Origin of the sequence: Limnoglobus roseus (assembly GCF_008254045.1) — a bacterium.
Classification (GTDB): Bacteria; Planctomycetota; Planctomycetia; order Gemmatales; family Gemmataceae; genus Limnoglobus; species Limnoglobus roseus.
In genome coordinates this window covers 2182132-2201049 of sequence record NZ_CP042425.1, presented here as the reverse complement: position 1 = coordinate 2201049, position 18918 = coordinate 2182132, and the positions used below count along the sequence as shown (strand labels likewise).

The following is an 18918-nucleotide window of genomic DNA, read 5'->3' as shown; positions in this document are numbered from 1 at the left end:
GTCCGGAATCAGGAAGCCTTCCCATGTTCCGCCTCTCCGCACTCCTCGCCCTGATCCTCGCGCCAGCCCTGCCGGCCGCCGATGTCGTCGTGTACGGCGGCACTTCGGGCGGCGTCGCGGCGGCGATTCAGGCCGCCCGCATGGGCAAGTCGGTCGTCCTCATCGAACCGACGGACCACGTCGGCGGCCTCACGACCGGCGGGCTCGGGTACACCGACAGCGGCACCAAGGGCGTGGTCGGCGGCATCTCCCGCGAGTTCTACCAGCGCGTCAAGAAATACTACGACGACCCGAAGGTGTGGAAGTACGGCGACCGGAGCAAGTACGCGAGTTACCGCAAGGACGAGGACGCCATGTGGACGTTCGAGCCGGCGACCGCCGAGATGATCCTGCGGCAGATGCTCGACGAGGCGAAGGTGCCCGTCACCTTCAAGGAACGCCTCGACCGCGGCGGCAAAGGCGTGAAGCTCGACGGCAAGGCGATCACGTCCATCACGACGGAGTCGGGCAAGAGTTACGACGGCAAGGTCTTCATCGACGCGACCTATGAGGGCGACCTGATGGCCGCGGCCGGTGTCAGTTTCGCCGTCGGCCGCGAGGCGGTGAAGCAGTACGGCGAGTCGCTCAACGGCATCGCCCGCAAGTGGAACCAGCACACCCACCGTTTCTTGATGAAGGTCGACCCCTACGTCAAACCCGGCGATCCGGCGAGCGGTTTGCTGTTCGGCATCGACCCGAAACTCGGGACCGACGGCGAGGCCGACCAACGGCTTCAGGCGTACTGCTTCCGGATGTGCATGAGTAACGTCGCGGAGAACCGCGTGCCGTTCCAGAAGCCGGAGGGCTACGACGAGAAGATGTACGAACTCCTCCTCCGCAACTACGAGGCGGGCGACAAGCGGCTGCCGCTGAAACTGGACATGATGCCCAACGGCAAGACCGACACGAACAACAACTTCGCCGTCAGCACCGACTTCATCGGCCAGAACTACAAGTACCCCGAGGCGAGCTACGCCGAGCGGGAAAAGATCATCCATGAACACGAGGTCTACCAGAAGGGCCTGATGTGGACCCTCGCCAACCACCCGCGCGTGCCGCAGTCGATCCGCGATTCGATGGCCGTATGGGGGCTGCCGAAGGACGAGTTCGTGACGACCGGTGGTTGGCCGCACCAGATCTACGTCCGCGAAGCCCGCCGCATGGTCGGCGACTATGTCCACACCGAGGCCGACTGCCGACGCTCGCGGCCGACGCCGATGTCGGTGGGGATGGGGTCGTACAACATGGACTCGCACAACTGCGCCCGGTACGTCACGCCGGAAGGCTTCGTGCAGAACGAGGGCGACGTGCAGGTCAGCCCCGGCGGGCCGTACCAGATCAGCTACGGCTCCATCGTGCCGAAGGCGGCCGAGTGCCCGAACCTGTTGGTGCCGGTGTGCGTGAGCAGTTCACACATCGCTTACGGCTCGATCCGCATGGAGCCGGTGTTCATGGTCCTCGGCCAGAGCGCCGCGACCGCGGCGGTGTTCGCCATCGACGACGCCGTGCCGGTGCAGAAGGTGGCGTATGAGAAACTGCAAAAGCGGATGCTCGCCGACAAGCAAGTCCTCGACTACTCGCGGCCGGCCAACCCGCAGGCGGTGGACGCCACAAAGCTCGGCGGCATCGTCGTCGACGATGACAAGGCGAAGGCCACCGGCGAGTGGACTCCGTCGAGTTCCACCGCCGGCTTCGTCGGCCACGGCTACCTGCACGACAACAACGCCGACAAGGGGAAGAAGACCGTCCGCTACACGCCGAAGCTGGAGAAGGCCGGGAAGTACGAGGTGTTCCTGCACTACTCGGCCACGAGTAACCGGGCGACGAACGTGCCGGTGGTGGTGAACTCGGCCGACGGCGAGAAGACGGTCAAGGTCGATCAACGGAAGGCCGCCGAGAAGGGCAAATCGCTCGGCGTCTTCCGTTTCGCGGCGGGCGAAGCCGGGTGGGTGGAAGTCCGCACCGACGGCACCGACGGCCACGTGATCGCCGACGCCGTGCGGTTCGTGGCGAAGGAGTAACGCCCTGCACCGCCAGCCTTCATCAAAGTTTCTTCTTGCGTTCACACGGCGAACCCATGATATAGGGGGAGCCGTGACGCCCCCCGAAAACCTCTCTCGCTCCCATCCCACGAGTGTCATCCCATGAGCGAGTCTCCGAGCAATCCCCCGCCCGTCGGCAGCGTGCCCCCGAAACCCGGTGGCACGTCCATCGCCCGCATCCTAGTCATCGCGGTCGGACTGGCCGGCGTCGCCGGGGCCGCCTTCGGCGTTGTCTATTACCAGAACAAGGACGTTCCGCCGGTCGACACCATGAAGGCGCTGAAGTCCGCCGTCACGGAGGTCGACCGCTATTCGAAACTCGATCCGGCCTACACCGACGCGAACGGCGACCTGATCGCCGATGAGCCGAAGGACGCGGCGAAGTTCGTCAACCCGGCCGAACTGACGTTCACGACCGTCGTCTTCGACGACGCGGACAAGGCCGAGCAAATCTGGAAGCCGTTCCTCGACCACCTCGCCCAGACGACGGGCAAGAAAGTCACGTACCTCAAACGTGTGCCCGGCGCGCCGCCAGCCTCGGCTCCGGCTCCAGCCCCGAAAAAGGAGGAAGGTGAAGACTCGCCCCCGCCGGGCGACCCGTACGCCTTGAACGCGATCAACGAGCAACTCGCCGCCGTGCGGGAGGGCAAGCTCCACGTCACCGCGTTCAGCACCGGCAGCGTGACCCAGGCCGTCAGCACCGCCGGCTTCGTGCCGCTGTTCGTCCCGGCCGACGTGACCGGTACCTTCGCCTACGAGATGGAAATCATCGTGCCCGCGGCTAGCCCGGTGCAGAAGCCCGAAGACCTGAAGGGCAAGGCCATCGCCTTCACCGGGATGTCGTCGAACTCCGGGGCGAAGGCCCCGCTCGTCACACTAAAGGAAGAGTTCAACCTGCTGCCAGACCGTGATTACTCGTTCGTCTTCAGCGGCGATCACCGACACTCGATCCGCGACGTCGCCGCGGGCAAGGTCGCCGCCGCGTGTGTGGCGAACGACATCCTCGGCCAAATGATCGCCGCCGGCGAGGTGAAGGCGGACGCCTTCCGGTCGATCTACAAGTCGAAGCCGTTCCCGCCAGTTTGCTTCGGCGTGCCGGTGACACTGGAGCCGGGGCTGAAGGCATCAATCCGCAAGGCGTTCGAGACGTTCAACATGGCCGGCACGAGCGTCGGCGAGCGGTACAAGGCTCAAAAGCGGGTGAAGTTCGTGCCGGTGGACTACAAGAAGGACTTCGGGTACGTCCGCGAAGTGGACGCGAAACTCTCGAAGTTCTTCGAGGCGAAGTAAGGCGACGGGTGCGGCGAAAAACCGTCCTCGCCGCTTTCGCCGCACCACCCTAAATTGACCTTCGTCGAAACGCCCGCACTCCACCGAGGACGAATCATGGCTCACACACTCCCCGCGCTGCCGTACGCGTTCAACGCCCTGGAACCGCACATCGACGCGGCGACGATGGAAATCCACAGCCAGAAGCACCACAAGGCTTACGTGGACAACCTCAACAAGGCCCTGGAGAACCACCCAGACCTGCTGAACCTCGACATCGTCAGCTTGCTGAAGGGCATCAAGAACGTGCCGGAGGCGATCCGCCAGCCGGTCATCAACAACGGCGGCGGGCACCACAACCACTCGCTGTTCTGGGAGATCATGACCCCGAACGGCGGCGGCGAACCGACCGGCGAAATCGGCGACGCCATCAAGGCGGCGTTCGGCGACTTCGCGGCGTTCAAGACGGCCGTGAAGACGAACGCGACCGGGCAGTTCGGCAGCGGCTGGAGCTGGCTCGTGTACAACCCGACCGCGGCCAAGATCGAGGCGGTCAAGAAGCCGAACCAGGACAGCCCGCTGATGGACGGCAACGTGCCGCTGCTCGGCATCGACGTGTGGGAACACGCTTACTACCTGAAGTACCAGAACAAGCGGCCCGACTACGTCGATGCGTGGTGGAACACGGTCAACTGGAAGAAGGTCAACGAACTGTACGCCAACGCGAAGGCCGGGAAGTAACGGCCCGATCAAGCCCGGCCGCTCCCGCAAATGCAGGAGCGGCCGGCTTCACTTCGGCTCCACGTATTTGAGCCACGCCGGCGGGACCAGCGCGTTCAACGCCTTCACCCGCTCCTCCTGCGCGTCGGTCAATTCCTCGCCCGTCTCGTTCACCGTGAGCCGCAGGTACTCGCCCCGCGGGTCGTCGCGGTCGAGCAGCCAGTCCGTGTACGCGGCCCAACAGACGCACTTGCTTTGAGGCCGGGCGATCGCCTGGAGGAAGCCCCACTCGTCCTGCGGCGGCAGCCAGACCGTCTCCGACAACAGCGGGGCGAGGGCGTAGACCAGGTCGTAGAACAGGGCGTCGCGGGCTTTCTCCATGACCACCACCCGCTCTTGCCGCCTTCGCCGCTCTTCGTCTCGCTCGGGCCAAGTAAGGCCGAGCAGATCTCCCGACGGGTATTTGCGGTCCGTTTCTCCGCCGCGGCGCATCTCGCGGATCACGGGCGCGTGCCAGCCGTCGAACACCGACACGTCCTTCTTCTGCACGCGAAGGATGTCCTGTACGCAAATCTGCAAGAGGTCGGCCTGAATCTCGCCCCGTTTCGCCAGCAGGATCGCGTCGAGAAGATCATCTTCATCGACACCTTCGTTGTCCGCGAAGTCGTTCGCGATCCAGCACAGCTTCGACGCGAGGCAGGCTTCGCGCGTCCACGCCCGGATGCGGACCGGCGGTCGCCCTTCGACGCCGACCAGTTCGATTTCCTCCGTCGGAAGTTCCGGGTCGTTGTCGAAGGCCACGTCCAGTTGGACCGTAGACGTGCGGTAGTTCTCACTGCTCGGCACGTGGAACCGCACGCCGGGGAACATGTCGTACTCCCACATCGGCAGCATGTTCGTTCGCGTGACGGGGAAGACGTTGTCGCCCAGCGACGGGTCGTTGCCGATGTGCAGAATCTCGCCGACGCACCGATCCGGGTCGTGCGGGTAGACGGAGATCAGATCGAGGTCGTTCGGCTCGCGGGCCTCGTCCGGGAACCAGTGTTTCAGCACGGTGCTGCCGCGGAGGATGTAGTTCCCGGCCAGGCGGCTGCGGGAAATCCGGTCGAGAAGTTCGTGCCTTAAGATGCGGTACCGGCGATCGTGCGGCAGTTGTCGCAAGTAGTCGACACGCGAAACCGGGGCGGGAGGTGGAAGGATCGGGAGCATGGTTACGACCCTCTCGGGCACGGTGTCGGCCACCGGATCGGGGGCGGCGAGGATACGACGGAACCAGTTAAGCACGGGCTGCCTCCGTTGGACGGCCCCACGGGGAGTCAGCCCGTGTCGAGTTCTATTGCGGCAATTCATACGCCGCCATTAGGAGCGGACGCCCGCCAGGGATGTTCGCGAAAAGTGCCCTTGCACCCCTGGCGGCGGCCGTTATGCTCGCGGCCGATCCCGGGGGTTTCTCATGCGCCGCACGCTGATCGCTCTGGCTTTCGTTCCGCTCTTCGGGGCCGTCGGCTGTCACCACGATAAGTACAACCTCACGGCCAAGTTCGAGGAGGACTACGTCCTGCCGCCGGACGAGGCCCGGTTCAACAACCCGCCCGAAGCCGGCTACAAGCGGCCGGCCAAGAAGAAGAACGACGACATCCGCAATAGCCCCGGCCTCGGGTCCAACGGTGGCTCGGCCCTCGGGGCGGGCGCCGGCGGGAGCGGGCCGAACGGCTTCAACAGCAACGGCGTGCCGGGCCGCTAACCCCACGACTTGAGCCTTTCTGAACAGAACGCGGGCGAATGAGATTCGCCCGCGCGTTCCCATCGCGTTGAATTCTCTCAACTGCCCCGTCATCCGGCGAAGCTGTTCCGCCCGGCGCGAAAGCGCTGGCGGCGCGCGTCGTGCGCGTCCCGCCGGTTGAACGACAGTCGCCCACCACCAACCACCTCCGCTCGCGGGGAATCCCCGGCAAGTCGATGCGAGTCCGGTCGATCCGTATGTGCAGGATCGGACTCTCGCATCTGTTGTCGGAGGTATTCCCCCATGAAGCGGACCGCCGCGGCCATCATTCTTCTCGCCGCCGTTTCGGACGCCGTGCCCGCCCGCGCGGAACTGCCGAAGTTCGAGATCCCCCGCCTCGGCATCTTCCGCAAGAAGAAGGAAGACCCGCCCGCGCCGCCGGCCCAACCGCCCGCGCAGGATACGCCCGCGGCCAAGCCGACGAAGACCGTCACCACGACGGACGTGCTGAAGTCCGACCTCGACGAACGGAAGCGCGTCGCGGCGGCCGAGGCGTTGCGCGGCGTGGACGTGCGGACCAACACCGACGTGATCCCGTCGCTGATGACCTCGCTCCAGCAAGACCCCTCGTCCAGCGTGCGGGCGGCCGTGGCCGAGACGATCGGTGCCCTGAAGCCGGTGTCGGCCACGGCCGGGGCGTCGCTGGAAACGGCGGTCGTCTCCGACCCGTCCGAGGTCGTGCGAAAGGCCGCGCAACAAGCCCTGTGGCAGTACCACTTGAACGGCTACCGCTCGGCGTCGGCGAACTCGGCGGTGCCGCAGACGGCCGAACCGCCGTTGGCGAAGCCGAAGCCGAAGAACCTGGCCCCGCGGCCGCCGGTCCCCGGCGTCCTGACGAGCCAAACGCAAGCTGCCCCGACGACGATCGCCCCCATCCCCGCCGCGCGGCCGATCACGACCGGCATCGGCAAGGGGGCGATCTACCCGCAGACGATCGAGCCGCCGCTCGCGAAGCCGAAGACGCCGGTGTCGGTGGTGAAGGTCGAGCCGAAGGTGAAGGTCGAACCAAAGGTGGAGGACATGAAGCCCGAGCCGAAGGTCGAAGTGAAGCCGCCGGTCCCGTCGATCGAGGTTCCGCCGCTGCCGTCGATTCCGATGCCCATGCCGGAGAAGAAGCCGGAGCCGACGCCGCCGGTAGAAGAGAAGAAGGTCGAACCCGTCAACCCCGCGCCGGCGATTCCGGTCCCGATGCCCATGCCGACGGGCTTCCCGATTCCCGTCCCGCCGCCGTCTTACGTGCCGACGATCCCGCCGCCGGGGAGTTGATCTTTCACGGCAACGGCGAGCCGAGTTCCGTAAGGAACCGGGTGAGTGTCACTCACCCGGTTCCTTACGGAACTCGGCTCGCCTGCGTTCGTCAGTTCTTCGGGAAGTTCACCGACTGGCCGTAGGTCGAGCCGATCGGCATCCGCGGCGTGAACGTGTTCGGGTACTGCAACGACTGGTACGAACCGGCCTGCGGCAGCGCACTGAACCCGGATTGCGGGGCCGTGGGCGTCGCGCGGCGACCGAGCAAGTTGTTGAACGTCCGCACGAAACCGTTGTTTTCGATCGTGTTGGCGACCGTCGCCCCGATCGTGCTGATCGTCCCGGCCGTCGTCGCCCCGGTCACGTTCGCCACCGCGTTCGCCGGCTGGACGACCAATTTCGACGTGTCGATCGGCTTGTAAACGAACGGCTGCTGGGCCGCCGCCGTGCCCGCCATCGCCATCAGTGCGACGGCCGCGAGAATTCCGGTTCGCATAATTCCCCCTTCAGTTCGGTGCGGACCTACCCCACATCCGTCGCGGACAATAGCCGCCCGCCGCGATCTGTCAAGAAAATTGTCGCCGCCCGGCCCCGCGTCTGCGATAGTTTTGGCGTACCCACCCTCCCGAGGTTCCCCATGTCGCGATTCGCATTCCTCACACTGCTCCTGCTGGTCGCCCCCGCAGCCGCGGCAGACTACCCCACGCGCACGCTGAAGTCGAACAACCTCACGGTCACGGTGTTCGAACCGGACGCCGAGAAGGGGATGTACCGTGGCGCGCGGTTCGACTGGTCCGGCGTGTTCAACGTGACGTTCGACGGGCACAAACTCTACGGCCCCTGGCTCGGCGAGCCGTCGCCGAAGAACCCCGATAGCATCGTCGGCCCGTGCGAGGAGTTCGGCATGTTCACCACGCCGCCCGGGTACGACACGGCGAAGGTCGGCGAGACGTTCCTCAAGATCGGCGTCGGCCAACTGGAGAAGCCGAAGGAGGACGGCTACCGCTTCCTCCACGGGTACAAGGTCGTGAAGCCCGGTACCTGGGTCATGACGACGCGGGACGGGCTCATCGCCTTCACCCAGAGCGTGAAGACGGCGGCCGGGTACGGCTACCTGTACTCGAAGACGGTGGCGGTGAAGGGCGACACGCTGACCATCAGCCACAAGCTCGAAAACACCGGCATAAAGCTGCTGCACACCGACCACTACAACCACAACTTCTTCAACGTGGACGGCGACGCGGTCGGGCCGAACTACGAGTTGGAGTTCCCGTTCGTGCCGACGGCGGTGGAGCCGAAGGACCGGTTCGCGGAAGTCGTCAAGTTCGACGGCAAGAAGCTCACACTCACCGCGGCACTCGACAAGGGCACGCTCCACGCCGGTCTGACGGGGTTCGACGCGACGGCGGCGACGGCCGGCGTGACGCTGCGGCACAAGCCGAGCGGCGTGACGGTCCGCGTGACCGGCGACCGGCCGGTCACGCGGTTCAACGTCTGGGCCATGAAGACGACTCTCTGCCCGGAGCCGTTCGTCGAGCTGAAGATCAAACCGGGCCAATCCGCGGCGTGGCAGTGGAAGTACGAGTTCTCGAAGTGACCGCGGGGGAAAACGAAAACGGGAGGCCGCGATGGCCGCCCGTCGGGGTTTACGACCTCACGTTGTGTACATTCGTCATCAGTCATCATTTGTCCGCAATCGTCATCATTGGCTTGTTTTCCAGTCTTCCCGCCGATGCCCTGCTCACCCGTCCCCGGTGAACAAGTTTCTTCATCAGTCATCACCAGTCCGCATGTTTCCGCGCCAGTTGGTGCATGTGGGAGTACATGTGGAATCGGGGCTAACCTGTTGGCCACACAGCCTAAATCTTCCAACGAGGCACGCCCGTACACCGCCATTGTGAGCTTCGGATCGCTGTGCCGGGCCAGTTGCATGGCCTCCTTGAGCGTTGCACCGGCCTCGTCGAGCCGGCGGATGAACGTGTGGCGAATGGCGTGGAAGTCGGCGAACAGCGGGCCGCCGGGCGAGTCGACGGAGTACGGGATGCCGGCCGCCGCGAGGTCGACCCGGAGCATCTTGGCCGCATCATCCGACCACTCTCCCGGCCAGATTGGCTGCTTCTTGCCCACTCCGGCGATAAACGCCCGCATCCTCTCGGCCACGTCCACGGGCAACGGTTGGGGAATCAACTTGCGGTTTTTCGCCCCCCTGGCGGGTGGGGTGACGGTCGGGGGCGTGCCGTCGAAGTGGCACATCATCGGCACGAGGATGGCCAGTTCGCCGACCCGGAAACCGGTGGACGCGGCGAAGATGTAGAGCGTTGCCCGTTGCGGTCCCGACAACCCCCGCACGGTCCGGGGTGACGTTTCGGCCGCAGCGATCAGGCGGGCCAGCTCGGGCGGCGTCATCGCCCTTCGGTGGTGCCGTGGGTCCAATTCGACGTTCCCGATCGTGAGCACGTCGAACGGGTTGCCCGCCGCCCGCTTGGCGATCACCAACCAGTTGCCGAACGCTTTCAGTGTGGCGATGTACGTGTTGACGGTTCGAACGCTCGCCCCCCTGTTGCGGATGGCCAACAGGGCTTCCGCCGTCTCCCGTGGGTAACGTCGCCCACGACCAGCGCCATCAACGGGCAGGCCGTGGCGCTGAATGGTGGACGCCGTCGCACCGGGCTTGAGGCCGAGTACGGCGGCCAACTCCTTCGGCGTGAACCACTCTTGGCCGGCCGGCAACGCCCGGCTTCCGTCGCGCCGAAGGCCGGCGAGGTAGTGCTGCACGGGTTCGATGTCGATAACCGTGCTGAAAATGAACATGTACATGAGTGTCCTCTTGGGCGTGGGTTAGCGGGCGTCGGTGGCGACGAGGGCGTCGGACTGGGTGTGTTGCGTGACGGCTTGATCGCCGGGGACGAGATTGGCTTGCTTCAGAGCGCGAAGCAACGTGCGGAGGGCACGCCGCTCGGCCGCCGTTTGTTCGAGGCGGTCATAGACTTGGTCGATGGTCGGCAGTCGCCCGAGGATCGGGGACGGGTTCACGAGTTGCACCACGGTACGGCCTCCAGTTGGAACACTGGAATTTTGCGCGCCGTGGTGATGCGAAGGTTATGTTCCGGATATGTTCGGTGATTCTTTCGTGATGCCCGAGTTGTCGAAGATGCCTGACTTAGTCCGGGTTTGTTTTCGTCGCCTCAACTTCTTCCCACATGAGTTGAATTTTCTCGTCGCTCTTATCCTTCTCTTGCTTGATCGTCCGCGGAAAATGAACGTCCTTCAACAGTTTTCTCGCGCCGGTAAGTCGAGCGTTGTGACTGTCTTCGCCCCGCCCGCCGGCCAATGTCATAACCCTGGTCACGAGTACCCGATACCCGTCGCGACCCCCCATCGCCTTTATGAAGCCCCTCAAGAAGAGCACGGCTGATTGCTGGCCTTCCGCGAACAAGTCACCGTACTTGATTTGCCGCGGTGAAAGGAAGGTGATACCCGAAGCTGTGAAAGGGTAGGTCGACGCGACCTCTCTCTCGTCGGATTGCAAGTCCGGCGGAACCGGGGGCCGCCCGGCAGGAGGAACGGCCTCGCGATCGCCGGCCGGTTTCTCCTTCACCAGTTGACCGAGTACGCCGATCAGGTGTTCTTCGGCAGGCTCAACTTGACTTGACCGCTGGGCGTTCAGGTGCGACTCGATGGCTATGTGGATCTCCGTCAGCCTCTTAACCGCGGCCCACAGGTCTTCTACTATTTGTCGATCTCCGACGGACGGCCAATCGGTGAACCGCGTCCCCCACGCGCCGGGCGTTAGTGCCATGTGCGTGATGAAGCGGTTGGCGTCGCCGATCATGACGCCGACTCGCTCGGCCAACTCGAACCCGCTCATGCCGCAGGCGGCGGGCAAGAGGACCGGGTCGATGTGTTCGCGGATGGCTCGCCGGTGGCGGTCGCGTTCGGCCCGGTGCGCGTCAACCCACCCGTCCGATACCGGGGCCGTCGTTTCGGGGTGAATGGCCCAGAACGTCAATTCGTCGAGCCAGTTGGAAAAAGCGTTGAGCCAACAGGCGAGGTTATGAAGTTGAAGATGTGAAGAAACAGAGGCCGTGTCGTTCATGCTCATCATCTCGCTGTTGGGAATCGGGCCGGCCGTCCCGGGCGACACCAGCGAGAGTGTCACCCGGGACGGGCCGTGAGCCACAGACTGGCCGGTCTGTGACACCCGATGTCTGCATCATTCACCGGGAATTCGTGATTATCAAGAGATGCACGGAGACGAGGTGAAAGCCGGTCCCCCGTTCGTCCCCGACAACGAGCCGACGACGAGCGGAGGTGAGGGTTGGTCGCCGGCCATACCGCAAGCAGGCCGACGCCGACACGCCCGGCGAAGGATTGTATCTCCGGCCACTTCATCCAAGCCCGGCGTCCCGCCTTTACACGGGCGGCGGCTCCGCGGGTAGGACAACCAAGTCCGGCCAATGGACGAGTCCGGGCATTTCCTTCCGCAGAATTGACAACGCGAGTGTTGCCTTCTCGTGGTCTTCGGCCCGAACCGAGGCGATGACGTACCGATAGTTTTCGACAGAGATGCGCACGCAGAAGACGCCCATGTTTTCCAGGGCCGTTACCACCGCGTGAGACTCTTGCTCGCCGTCCATGACGAACAGCGTCACCGGGACGACGGGCGAGTTTCCCGCGTCGGGGTGAGGGCGATCGTAATGAAGTACGAAGCCCTTCGGTGGTTCGGCGGCCTTGCTTTTTTGACCGAATAGTCGGCGGAAAAAGTTCATAGCGGTGCGAAAGTCCACGAGGACGAGGGCCGTCACGAAAGTTGAAAGTACCGGGCCAATGGCGAACTGTCAAAAGAAGAACTCGTCGAGTTGCCAGAGATCCGAAATGAACGAACCCCGGCCGTCCTGCGGCCGGGGATGATGTCGTCAGCACGCTTCAGCACTCGGCCCCTTGCCTCACGAACTCCCCGCGGCATCTCAGAACGGCCTCCCGGTATCGCTTCGAACACCGCTCACGGCTCACGCCCCGGTCGAGGTCGGCCAGCGTGACGCCGTCCACCGCGTGGGCGTGGATCATCTCGCGGTCTTCCCGGCGCACTCGGCCGAGGGCCACGCGGGTCAATTCCACCAACTCCCTCCGCTCGACTTCCGCGGCCGGGTCGATGGCGTTCGGGTCACGAGCTTCTTCGACCGGCGTTCCGTTCGGCGACGGCGGAGGACCTGGGAAGGCCGACCGGGCGAGCCGGCGGGGGAGGAAGGACGTGAGTACGACGTGCGTCCAGGTCGTCGGGGCGGCACGAGCCGGGTCGTACCCGCGCGCGACTTTCAACAATCGCAGGTAGCAGTCCTGCCGGATGTCGTCGAGGTCGGGGCGTTGGCCGGCCCGGCGGGTGATGATGTCGTTCGCCCACGGTAGCACGGACAGGATCAGGGTGTTTCGTTCGTCGGTGGACATGGCGTCTCCGGTGTTGGTGATGGGAAGAAGGGGAAGTGGCCGGCGACATACCGGCCACGGTCGGGCGGCGTCAGTGCGTGCCGTTGGTCTCGCCGTTGCAGGTACAGGGCTTGTCGTCGCCCGTGCCGTTCGCGGACGGTTCGACGCTCTGCATTCGGTAGGCGATGGGTTCGGGGACGGCGGGCGTCTCGGCGGTCGGCTTCTTCGGGGGAGCGGTCGGGTAGCCGTTGGCCTTCTTCCAGCCGTGAACGAACTCGGCGTTGAGGTCGAACCCGCCCCCCTCGCCGATGACGAACTTCTCGCTGACGTATTCGCGGGACGCCGTCAGCCGCTTTCGGGCCTCGTTCATCGAATCAATGCCGAAGTGGGCCGGCTGGTCCCACGGCGACCACATGTTCGACACGTACGGCTCTCGGCGGTAGGCGTCCGCGTCCGGGGCGGCGGCGGCGATGGCCTTGATTAATTCCTGGGCCGCGGCGACCAGGGCGTCCGTCGCCTTCATGGCCTTCGCCGCGGCCTTCCGCTTCGCCGGCCGGGCGGTCGCCCAGAACGCACAGACCGCGCACCCGCAGAACCGCTTGTGCGACCGGCGGAACGCGACGGCCAGGGCGGTCACGTCGCGGACGACCCGCTGCACGTCGCCCATCTGCCGGCACTCGTAACTCCGGGCCGCCCGCAACTCGGTGGCGACGATGCCCGCGGCCCCGAGCAGGCTCGTGTCGGTCGCGAACCACGCTTCCCGGCGGTGCCCGTCGCGCTTGATGGCGTCCAGGCAGTGCGAGGCCCGCTCCTCCGACACGACGGCCGTCTCGCCGTTCGGGAAGGCCACGGGGATCGCCCCCATCTGCACGCCCTCGGTCTGGCAGTTCTCGTCGCGGCCGTCGCCGGTCGGCCCGTCACTCCACCCGTGACCGCACCACGTTCGAAGGACGGCCGTGTACCCCTTCTCGTAGGTCTCGCACTCCTCGCAGTCGTCCACGTCGATGGAGTCGTGGATGAGGATGCCCCGCTTGCGGAGTTCCTTGTCATCCTCGACGTTGAACGGCTTCTTTGCGGCGGCCGGCGTTTCGGTGGTCTCGGCCCTGTCGTCGATCTCGGTCGTGGCGTCGGTGGTCGTGGTCATCTCAAAACTCCTTTGATGTGACGAGCGCACGCGAAGTGCGTGCAGGCCCCCGCGACGGTGCGACCCGTCGTTGCCGCTGTTCGGGGGATGGTGGTGAGTTAGACGTTGATCGGCGTCAGCGGCCCGACGGTCAGGCCCGCGGCGGTGAGAGACTTCGTCGCCCCGGCGAGCGTGGCCATCAGGGTCGCCCGCTCGCGTTCGGCGAGCCATTCGACGGGGTCGGGCAGAACACCCGCGGCCGTCATCGACAGGACGGCGTCAACGTGGGCACAGTGGCCCGCGAAGTGGTGGCCGGCACAGGTACACGACCCGGCCTTCCGCGAGTCGGCCAGCGTGACGCGGTGGGTGTCCGCGGATGGGGCCTTGCGGATGAAGATGATCACCGGGCGGCCGTTGGACTCGCGGACGATGGCCAGCGTGTAGGTTTTCACGGCGCGACTTTGGACGAGATGCAGGGTGCCGAGAGGGGGTGAGCCCTCAGATTTTTTACCTGAGGGCTCCACGGTGGCGGGTGTGGGCGACCGCACCCCATCAGGAAAATTTCCTGATGCCCCCCTGACCGTCGGTAGCCACAGCCACCGACGGCGAGTGTGCGTCTTCGTGGCGGCGAGCAGACCAGCAGACGGCATCGCCAGTACGTGCGGGGTCGTCGAGGGCATGGGGCCTCCGTGCTGCGGATGGTTGTGGGGAGTGCTCAGGTCGAGAGTGTTAACCAACTGGGCTTTGTAGAAATAACATTTCTGCGTAGATGTGTCAACACACGGAAAGGAAATTTCCGATTTTATCCTGGTGTAGAATCAGGTATCGGGTAATGTGTAATTGTCCGTGCCGACACAAGTCTAGGGGGATAGCATGGTTAGCATGGCAAAGAAACCTGAGAACAAGAAACCCAACCGGGCCGGTAAGGCAATCAATGTCTGGGTATCCGAAGAGGTCGCCGACGCCCTCGATTCCTTCATCGCGGCCCAGCGGTTCCCACCCAAGAAGACCGATATCGTCGAGAGTTGCTTGATCGAATTCTTGAAGCGAGAGGGGTTCTTGGACGCTGATGGGAACCCGATAGCCGAGTAACCCCGGCAGCATGACGGTTGGGTGTTGTCCTGTACGGTGCGAGTCGCCGTCAAATCGGACGTGAGGGCCACGGAGGGGCATCAGATGCAAGTTGACGTGTCCGAGTCGGAAGCGGCCGAGGGGTTGTGCCGGGTGCCCGTCTGTATCGGGTGCTGGCGGCCGGCCACGGGCGTCGGGCGGGTGCGGCTAAGCGGGGTCAACGCGCCGACGGCCCCGGCCGGTAGCACGGACACCATCGGCGGCATCCTGGCGATCGTTACGGCCGTGGCCGCCATCGTCACGTGGGCGCGGTCGGACAAGGCCACAATAACGTACCCGGCCTGTTGGCGGCACCGGTGGGTGTCTCGGCCACTTCTTCGGTTGGTGAGCAAGGCCGACGGGCGAGTCAGGTTAGACGGCGTGTCACCTGAGTTCCACGCCGCGTGGGTGGCGGGCCGGGCCACGTGATGATCGCCTCCCCCACACCCGTCCTCGTCGCCATCGTGTTCCTGCTGGCCGGCGTGCTGTTCTGGTTCGGCACCGTGGTGCTACCCTGCGGCCTCCGGCCAATTCTCGTCTCGGACCGGGTTCTTGGGGGCGACTCGACGAGGCCGTCGGACACTTCCGAATTTTTCCAAGAAATGGTGTCCGGATTGTCCGCCGTTCGGAGGTACAGATGGAAGTGGGGCGGTGGACACCGGCCGCGCTCTGTGCGACGGCAGTGGATCGAAGGTCCTACTCAAATCGGGGGCTAAAATGCCGGTAAATGGTGAAATCGAAGCCTTACTCAAGGACCGTCTGACGAAGATGCAGAGAGAGATTTTTGCTGAAGTCAGGGCGAAATTAGACTCCTACCGCGAACAAAGCGTACACCATAAAAAAGAGGTTGAGAGGCTCATAACAAAGACAACAGATGAGGCCGCAATCAAAGTCAGAGTTTTAACGGAGGTCATTTCCGCACTGCCGCAAGACGTAAAACATCTCCGGGAAGTGACCAAGTCCGGAGCAGACGCCGTGAAAATCTTGCTCGCCCGCTGCGAGGCCATGGCCAAGGAGATTGAGGCGTTGAAGAAGAACAGCGCGGGGATGGCCGACATTGCCGGCCTGAAGAAGGCGATTGCCGAGTTGGAGAAGAAGAAGAAGAAGTGACGCGGGAAGTCGATCCGCAAATCCACTTCACGACGCCGGCCGACGGGCGACGGCCGGCACCAGACCCGGCCGCCCGTTGACCCCTTGCTCGGCCAGGTCCCTTCCTATCGCTCTAAAATCGCGTTTCCCGGCCCCTCGACCCGCCCGCACTTTCACCCGCCCATCATCGAGATCGCGAGCGAGAGTGGCAAGCCATCGGCTAACTGAAACGGTTTCAGATAGAGATGCGGCGGGTGGGCAATGGAAACGGTTTCCATAACCCCCTATGTCCAACGGTTGGACACTGAACGTGCCGCGGGCATTTTATTCGTGTGCATAAAGTGGCGGGCTACTCGGAAGGGGAGCACGTCCAACCGTTGGACCTGACGGTTATCAGAATGACGCGAAGGGTGTATGTCCTGGTGACACCCTTCGCCGAAGTGCCGATGCGGCTTCGATTACCGATGACGGTTTGCTTTCACAGACAACGCTCAGAACGTCGGCAGTGGGTGGTGCGGAGTTTCCCCACCACCCTCGCATCGGGTCGGTATATGCACTGGATATAGGGGTCCGGGATTCTCGGACCCCTATCCGTCGAGGGTATCGGCAAAGGCGATACCCTTCAAGAACCTGCTCCCGCGGGCAGTCTGAATGCCCTCAATCGGACTGAGGGTATTCGCGTAAGCGTTGGCCACTCATCGAGTTATCCGAGAACTTTACTGGTGTCAGTAAAATGCCCGCCCTCACTTCACCTTCATCCCCGGCACGCCCCCGATGACCTCGCTCGTGCGGAAGGCGTGGCCGCACCGGCGGCAGACCCGCGTCCGTTGGGTCTCTCGGCCCTTGCGGTGAGTCGATCGGGCCGGGATGCGGTAGTGATGGCACTTGGGACAGAGCAAACCATCGAGAATGATCGGCTCGCGGCCTGCGGTCCGGGGCATCGACGGGCCTCGTGGAGATGTGGGATTCTACCTTCACGAAACGAACCCGCCCCGGACGCTTATGAGCGAACCGGGGCGGGGCGTCTCCGGGGCGTGAACCCCGGCCGTTGGCTTACTTACCGCCCGTGAACTCCAGCCCCCCGCTTTCGGGGTCAACTCGGAGACCCGTTTTCGAGATGGCGTTGAGGATCTGCAACAAGATGTTGTTCGTCTGCGCGGCCTTGTTCACAAGTTGCTTCATCGCCCCGCCGCCGTTGCTGAAAGTTTGCAAGGTCGCGTCCGCGCCAAACGTGCTACGGATGCCGGCGGCGGCCTCGGAGAGCAGGCCGGCCCCGCCGCCGGGCTTGTTCGCGTTCTTCCGGGCTTCGGCGTCGCGGTTCGCCAGGAACTGAGCGTACACGTTCTCACTCTTCGCCGCGCCGAGGGCGTCCAGGGCCTTTTGTAGATCGGCCCGCGCGGCGTTCTCCGGCCCCTTGTCGACGGCGTTCCGCTTCTTGAACTCGTCCTGCATCTTGAGCAGTTCGCCGATGGTGTCCTTCATCTCGTCCGCCGAGATCAACCCGAACTGCCGCTGCACGCCGACCATGCCGATCCCGATGTCCGTGACGACTTGCTCCCAGATCTTCGCGAAGTCGCTGCTGAACTCGGCCCAGTTGGACTTCAGGAACACCATCAACCGCGCCCACTCGACCTTCACCCCGGCCGTGCCGACGGAGAACGCGGACTGGATGTCCCCGCGGCCGATGGCCTGGACGAACGCCCCCCACGTGGCCGCCGCGTTCTCCAGCGACGGCCCGAACGCGCCGGCGATGTCGCCCGCGAACCCGCCGGCCGTCTCGCGGCCCTGCTTGGTGAACGCGAGCCACGCCGCCCCGGCCGCGGCGATGGCCGTGGGGACGGCGAGGATCGGCGAGAGGAGCAGGCCCCCGACGGTCGAGATGATGCCCGCCCCGGCCGAGAACACGCCCACGAACCCCGACCACGCCGTCGCGACGACCGCCAGGGCACCGCCGACGCCGATGAACCCGACACCGATGGCCGTGACCGCCCCGGCTGCCAGCCCGAAGCCGAGAGCGAGGTCCTTGTTCTCGTTGACCCACCCGCGGACCTGAACGGCCGCGTCGGTGGTTGCGGACCCGATGAGTTTGATCGTCGCGGCGGTCGGCAACAGGGCGTCGCCGACGGACATAATGCTGTACTTGACCGCGGAGAACGCCTCGTGCCACGACGCCGACACCTCGGCCGACTGGCGGGCGTTCTCGCTCGTGACGACCGCGCCGACCCGCTGAGCCTGATCGAACAGGCGGTTCAAACCGTCCTCGCCGAGTCGCGACAGTTTGATCAAGTTTTGGCCCTTGTCGGCCGTCGCGTCGCCCAACGCTTTCAGGACTTCGGGGTTACTACCCTTCTTGTTCAGCGCGACGACGAACTCGCGCAGCCCGGAAAGGGTGTCGTTACTCGCGAGCATCTTCTTCGCGTCGAGGCCCAACTTCCGGAACACCGCGCCGAGGTCACTCGTGCCGTCGGCGATCTTGGACAACCGGTCCGGCCAGTTTTCCAAATCGTCGATCACCTCTTCCAGCGTGATCCCGACGGACTCGGCCGCGTAAGCAAACTTCGACAAGTCTTCGGTGCTCGACCCGAGCTTTTGCGACAACTGCTGGAACTGTGTATTCCGGGTCGTACTCGCCGCGAAAATGCCGGCCAACGCACTCCCGGCCCCGACGCCGACGCCGACCAGGCCGGCCCCGATGGTCGCCATCGTGCGGGCCGTGGCCCGGAGCATCTGCTCCGCCCTCTTCAGCCCGGCACCGAGCTTCGCGTCCCGCACGAACAGTTCGACGAATGCCGAGCCAGCCCTAACGCCGCCGGCCCTACCACCGCCACTGCTCAGGCCCATGTCATTCCCCCGTCGGATTGGGTTTCTTCTTGCCCCGCTTCCGCTGTGCTTCCTGGCGGAAGAACGCAGTCATCTCTTTGAACGCCTGCGTGGTAGCGAGTTTCTGTTCTTCCGGCGTGAGTTCGGCTTCAGCCGGCTGGAACGGGTTCGGGGTGGGCTTCGCGCCGAATGCGGCGGCGAGCGTCGTGCCGAGCGTGCCCACGTCCATGCCCCACCGGCCCGCGGCCATC

The 18918-nt window shown here is 64.8% G+C and carries 22 protein-coding genes; 11 read left to right on the top strand and 11 right to left on the bottom strand.

Features of this window, described 5'->3' with window-relative positions; genetic code table 11:
• Window positions 1-23: 23 nt before the first annotated feature.
• From PX52LOC_RS09210 to PX52LOC_RS09200, 3 genes are all read left to right on the top strand, one after another.
• Window positions 24-2060, top strand: a complete 2037-nt coding sequence (locus PX52LOC_RS09210) for an FAD-dependent oxidoreductase (protein ID WP_149109821.1) — start codon at window positions 24-26, stop codon at window positions 2058-2060.
• Window positions 2061-2183: 123 nt separating this feature from the next.
• Window positions 2184-3371 (top strand): phosphate/phosphite/phosphonate ABC transporter substrate-binding protein, encoded by a 1188-nt coding sequence (gene phnD, locus PX52LOC_RS09205; protein ID WP_149109820.1) that lies wholly within the window; start codon window positions 2184-2186, stop codon window positions 3369-3371.
• A 96-nt stretch (window positions 3372-3467) separates the two neighbouring features.
• Window positions 3468-4091 (top strand): superoxide dismutase, encoded by a 624-nt coding sequence (locus PX52LOC_RS09200; RefSeq protein ID WP_149109819.1) that lies wholly within the window; start codon window positions 3468-3470, stop codon window positions 4089-4091.
• Between the two features lie 48 nt (window positions 4092-4139).
• On the opposite strand, the gene PX52LOC_RS09195 is transcribed toward PX52LOC_RS09200, so the two are convergent.
• Window positions 4140-5354 carry a nucleotidyl transferase AbiEii/AbiGii toxin family protein gene (locus PX52LOC_RS09195; RefSeq protein ID WP_168218883.1) on the bottom strand — a complete coding sequence of 405 codons (1215 nt, stop codon included), beginning with the start codon at window positions 5352-5354 and terminating at the stop codon, window positions 4140-4142.
• Window positions 5355-5523: 169 nt separating this feature from the next.
• Between PX52LOC_RS09195 and PX52LOC_RS09190 the strand changes: the two genes are divergently transcribed.
• Entirely contained in the window at window positions 5524-5814 is a 291-nt protein-coding gene (locus PX52LOC_RS09190) for a hypothetical protein (RefSeq protein WP_149109817.1), read from the top strand.
• Window positions 5815-6096: 282 nt separating this feature from the next.
• Entirely contained in the window at window positions 6097-7119 is a 1023-nt protein-coding gene (locus tag PX52LOC_RS09185) for a HEAT repeat domain-containing protein (RefSeq protein ID WP_149109816.1), read from the top strand.
• Between the two features lie 91 nt (window positions 7120-7210).
• On the opposite strand, the gene PX52LOC_RS09180 is transcribed toward PX52LOC_RS09185, so the two are convergent.
• Complete coding sequence (locus PX52LOC_RS09180; protein ID WP_149109815.1) at window positions 7211-7597, bottom strand: hypothetical protein; 387 nt, start codon at window positions 7595-7597, stop codon at window positions 7211-7213.
• 141 nt (window positions 7598-7738) lie between these two features.
• Here PX52LOC_RS09180 and PX52LOC_RS40350 point away from each other — a divergent pair, with 141 nt between their 5' ends.
• The 3 genes from PX52LOC_RS40350 (at window position 7739) to PX52LOC_RS40340 (ending at window position 9703) form a co-directional block, all read left to right on the top strand.
• Window positions 7739-8698, top strand: a complete 960-nt coding sequence (locus PX52LOC_RS40350; RefSeq protein ID WP_168218882.1) for a hypothetical protein — start codon at window positions 7739-7741, stop codon at window positions 8696-8698.
• A 375-nt stretch (window positions 8699-9073) separates the two neighbouring features.
• A complete protein-coding gene (locus tag PX52LOC_RS40345) occupies window positions 9074-9415 on the top strand; it encodes a hypothetical protein (protein WP_168218881.1) in 342 nt (113 codons plus the stop codon).
• 135 nt (window positions 9416-9550) lie between these two features.
• Window positions 9551-9703, top strand: a complete 153-nt coding sequence (locus tag PX52LOC_RS40340) for a hypothetical protein (RefSeq protein ID WP_168218880.1) — start codon at window positions 9551-9553, stop codon at window positions 9701-9703.
• Between the two features lie 236 nt (window positions 9704-9939).
• Here the strand turns inward: PX52LOC_RS40340 and PX52LOC_RS09170 are convergent, their stop codons facing one another.
• From PX52LOC_RS09170 to PX52LOC_RS09145, 6 genes are all read right to left on the bottom strand, one after another.
• Window positions 9940-10146 (bottom strand): hypothetical protein, encoded by a 207-nt coding sequence (locus tag PX52LOC_RS09170; RefSeq protein WP_149109813.1) that lies wholly within the window; start codon window positions 10144-10146, stop codon window positions 9940-9942.
• 115 nt (window positions 10147-10261) lie between these two features.
• On the bottom strand, window positions 10262-11197 hold the full coding sequence (locus tag PX52LOC_RS09165) for a hypothetical protein (RefSeq protein ID WP_149109812.1): 936 nt from the start codon (window positions 11195-11197) through the stop codon (window positions 10262-10264).
• Between the two features lie 316 nt (window positions 11198-11513).
• Window positions 11514-11870: a hypothetical protein gene (locus PX52LOC_RS09160; protein WP_149109811.1), complete on the bottom strand. Its 357-nt coding sequence runs from the start codon at window positions 11868-11870 to the stop codon at window positions 11514-11516.
• A gap of 157 nt (window positions 11871-12027) precedes the next feature.
• Window positions 12028-12546, bottom strand: coding sequence for a sigma-70 family RNA polymerase sigma factor (locus PX52LOC_RS09155; protein WP_149109810.1), 519 nt, complete (start codon window positions 12544-12546; stop codon window positions 12028-12030).
• A 70-nt stretch (window positions 12547-12616) separates the two neighbouring features.
• Window positions 12617-13669, bottom strand: a complete 1053-nt coding sequence (locus PX52LOC_RS09150; protein ID WP_149109809.1) for a hypothetical protein — start codon at window positions 13667-13669, stop codon at window positions 12617-12619.
• 98 nt (window positions 13670-13767) lie between these two features.
• The gene (locus tag PX52LOC_RS09145) at window positions 13768-14100 is read right to left on the bottom strand and encodes a hypothetical protein (RefSeq protein ID WP_149109808.1); all 333 of its coding nucleotides are present in this window, start codon (window positions 14098-14100) and stop codon (window positions 13768-13770) included.
• A 430-nt stretch (window positions 14101-14530) separates the two neighbouring features.
• Between PX52LOC_RS09145 and PX52LOC_RS09140 the strand changes: the two genes are divergently transcribed.
• The 3 genes from PX52LOC_RS09140 to PX52LOC_RS09130 all read left to right on the top strand — a co-directional run bounded on the left by PX52LOC_RS09140 (window position 14531) and on the right by PX52LOC_RS09130 (window position 15868).
• Complete coding sequence (locus tag PX52LOC_RS09140) at window positions 14531-14740, top strand: hypothetical protein (RefSeq protein WP_149109807.1); 210 nt, start codon at window positions 14531-14533, stop codon at window positions 14738-14740.
• Window positions 14741-14824: 84 nt separating this feature from the next.
• Window positions 14825-15187, top strand: coding sequence for a hypothetical protein (locus PX52LOC_RS09135; protein ID WP_149109806.1), 363 nt, complete (start codon window positions 14825-14827; stop codon window positions 15185-15187).
• A gap of 222 nt (window positions 15188-15409) precedes the next feature.
• Window positions 15410-15868, top strand: coding sequence for a hypothetical protein (locus tag PX52LOC_RS09130; protein ID WP_149109805.1), 459 nt, complete (start codon window positions 15410-15412; stop codon window positions 15866-15868).
• A 722-nt stretch (window positions 15869-16590) separates the two neighbouring features.
• On the opposite strand, the gene PX52LOC_RS09125 is transcribed toward PX52LOC_RS09130, so the two are convergent.
• The 3 genes from PX52LOC_RS09125 to PX52LOC_RS09115 form a co-directional block, all read right to left on the bottom strand.
• The gene (locus tag PX52LOC_RS09125) at window positions 16591-16788 is read right to left on the bottom strand and encodes a hypothetical protein (protein ID WP_149109804.1); all 198 of its coding nucleotides are present in this window, start codon (window positions 16786-16788) and stop codon (window positions 16591-16593) included.
• A gap of 112 nt (window positions 16789-16900) precedes the next feature.
• Window positions 16901-18688 (bottom strand): hypothetical protein, encoded by a 1788-nt coding sequence (locus PX52LOC_RS09120; protein ID WP_149109803.1) that lies wholly within the window; start codon window positions 18686-18688, stop codon window positions 16901-16903.
• Between the two features lies 1 nt (window position 18689).
• A complete protein-coding gene (locus PX52LOC_RS09115; protein WP_149109802.1) occupies window positions 18690-18917 on the bottom strand; it encodes a hypothetical protein in 228 nt (75 codons plus the stop codon).
• Window position 18918: the final 1 nt, after the last annotated feature.

Coding starts and splice junctions, on each gene's coding strand:
- PX52LOC_RS09210 (WP_149109821.1), top strand. CDS start 24: ATGTTCCGCCTCTCCGCACTCCTCGCCCTGATCCTCGCGCCAGCCCTG.
- phnD (WP_149109820.1), top strand. CDS start 2,184: ATGAGCGAGTCTCCGAGCAATCCCCCGCCCGTCGGCAGCGTGCCCCCG.
- PX52LOC_RS09200 (WP_149109819.1), top strand. CDS start 3,468: ATGGCTCACACACTCCCCGCGCTGCCGTACGCGTTCAACGCCCTGGAA.
- PX52LOC_RS09190 (WP_149109817.1), top strand. CDS start 5,524: ATGCGCCGCACGCTGATCGCTCTGGCTTTCGTTCCGCTCTTCGGGGCC.
- PX52LOC_RS09185 (WP_149109816.1), top strand. CDS start 6,097: ATGAAGCGGACCGCCGCGGCCATCATTCTTCTCGCCGCCGTTTCGGAC.
- PX52LOC_RS09180 (WP_149109815.1), bottom strand. CDS start 7,597: ATGCGAACCGGAATTCTCGCGGCCGTCGCACTGATGGCGATGGCGGGC.
- PX52LOC_RS40350 (WP_168218882.1), top strand. CDS start 7,739: ATGTCGCGATTCGCATTCCTCACACTGCTCCTGCTGGTCGCCCCCGCA.
- PX52LOC_RS40345 (WP_168218881.1), top strand. CDS start 9,074: ATGAACGTGTGGCGAATGGCGTGGAAGTCGGCGAACAGCGGGCCGCCG.
- PX52LOC_RS09165 (WP_149109812.1), bottom strand. CDS start 11,197: ATGAACGACACGGCCTCTGTTTCTTCACATCTTCAACTTCATAACCTC.
- PX52LOC_RS09160 (WP_149109811.1), bottom strand. CDS start 11,870: ATGAACTTTTTCCGCCGACTATTCGGTCAAAAAAGCAAGGCCGCCGAA.
- PX52LOC_RS09155 (WP_149109810.1), bottom strand. CDS start 12,546: ATGTCCACCGACGAACGAAACACCCTGATCCTGTCCGTGCTACCGTGG.
- PX52LOC_RS09150 (WP_149109809.1), bottom strand. CDS start 13,669: ATGACCACGACCACCGACGCCACGACCGAGATCGACGACAGGGCCGAG.
- PX52LOC_RS09140 (WP_149109807.1), top strand. CDS start 14,531: ATGGCAAAGAAACCTGAGAACAAGAAACCCAACCGGGCCGGTAAGGCA.
- PX52LOC_RS09135 (WP_149109806.1), top strand. CDS start 14,825: ATGCAAGTTGACGTGTCCGAGTCGGAAGCGGCCGAGGGGTTGTGCCGG.
- PX52LOC_RS09125 (WP_149109804.1), bottom strand. CDS start 16,788: ATGCCCCGGACCGCAGGCCGCGAGCCGATCATTCTCGATGGTTTGCTC.
- PX52LOC_RS09120 (WP_149109803.1), bottom strand. CDS start 18,688: ATGGGCCTGAGCAGTGGCGGTGGTAGGGCCGGCGGCGTTAGGGCTGGC.
- PX52LOC_RS09115 (WP_149109802.1), bottom strand. CDS start 18,917: ATGGCCGCGGGCCGGTGGGGCATGGACGTGGGCACGCTCGGCACGACG.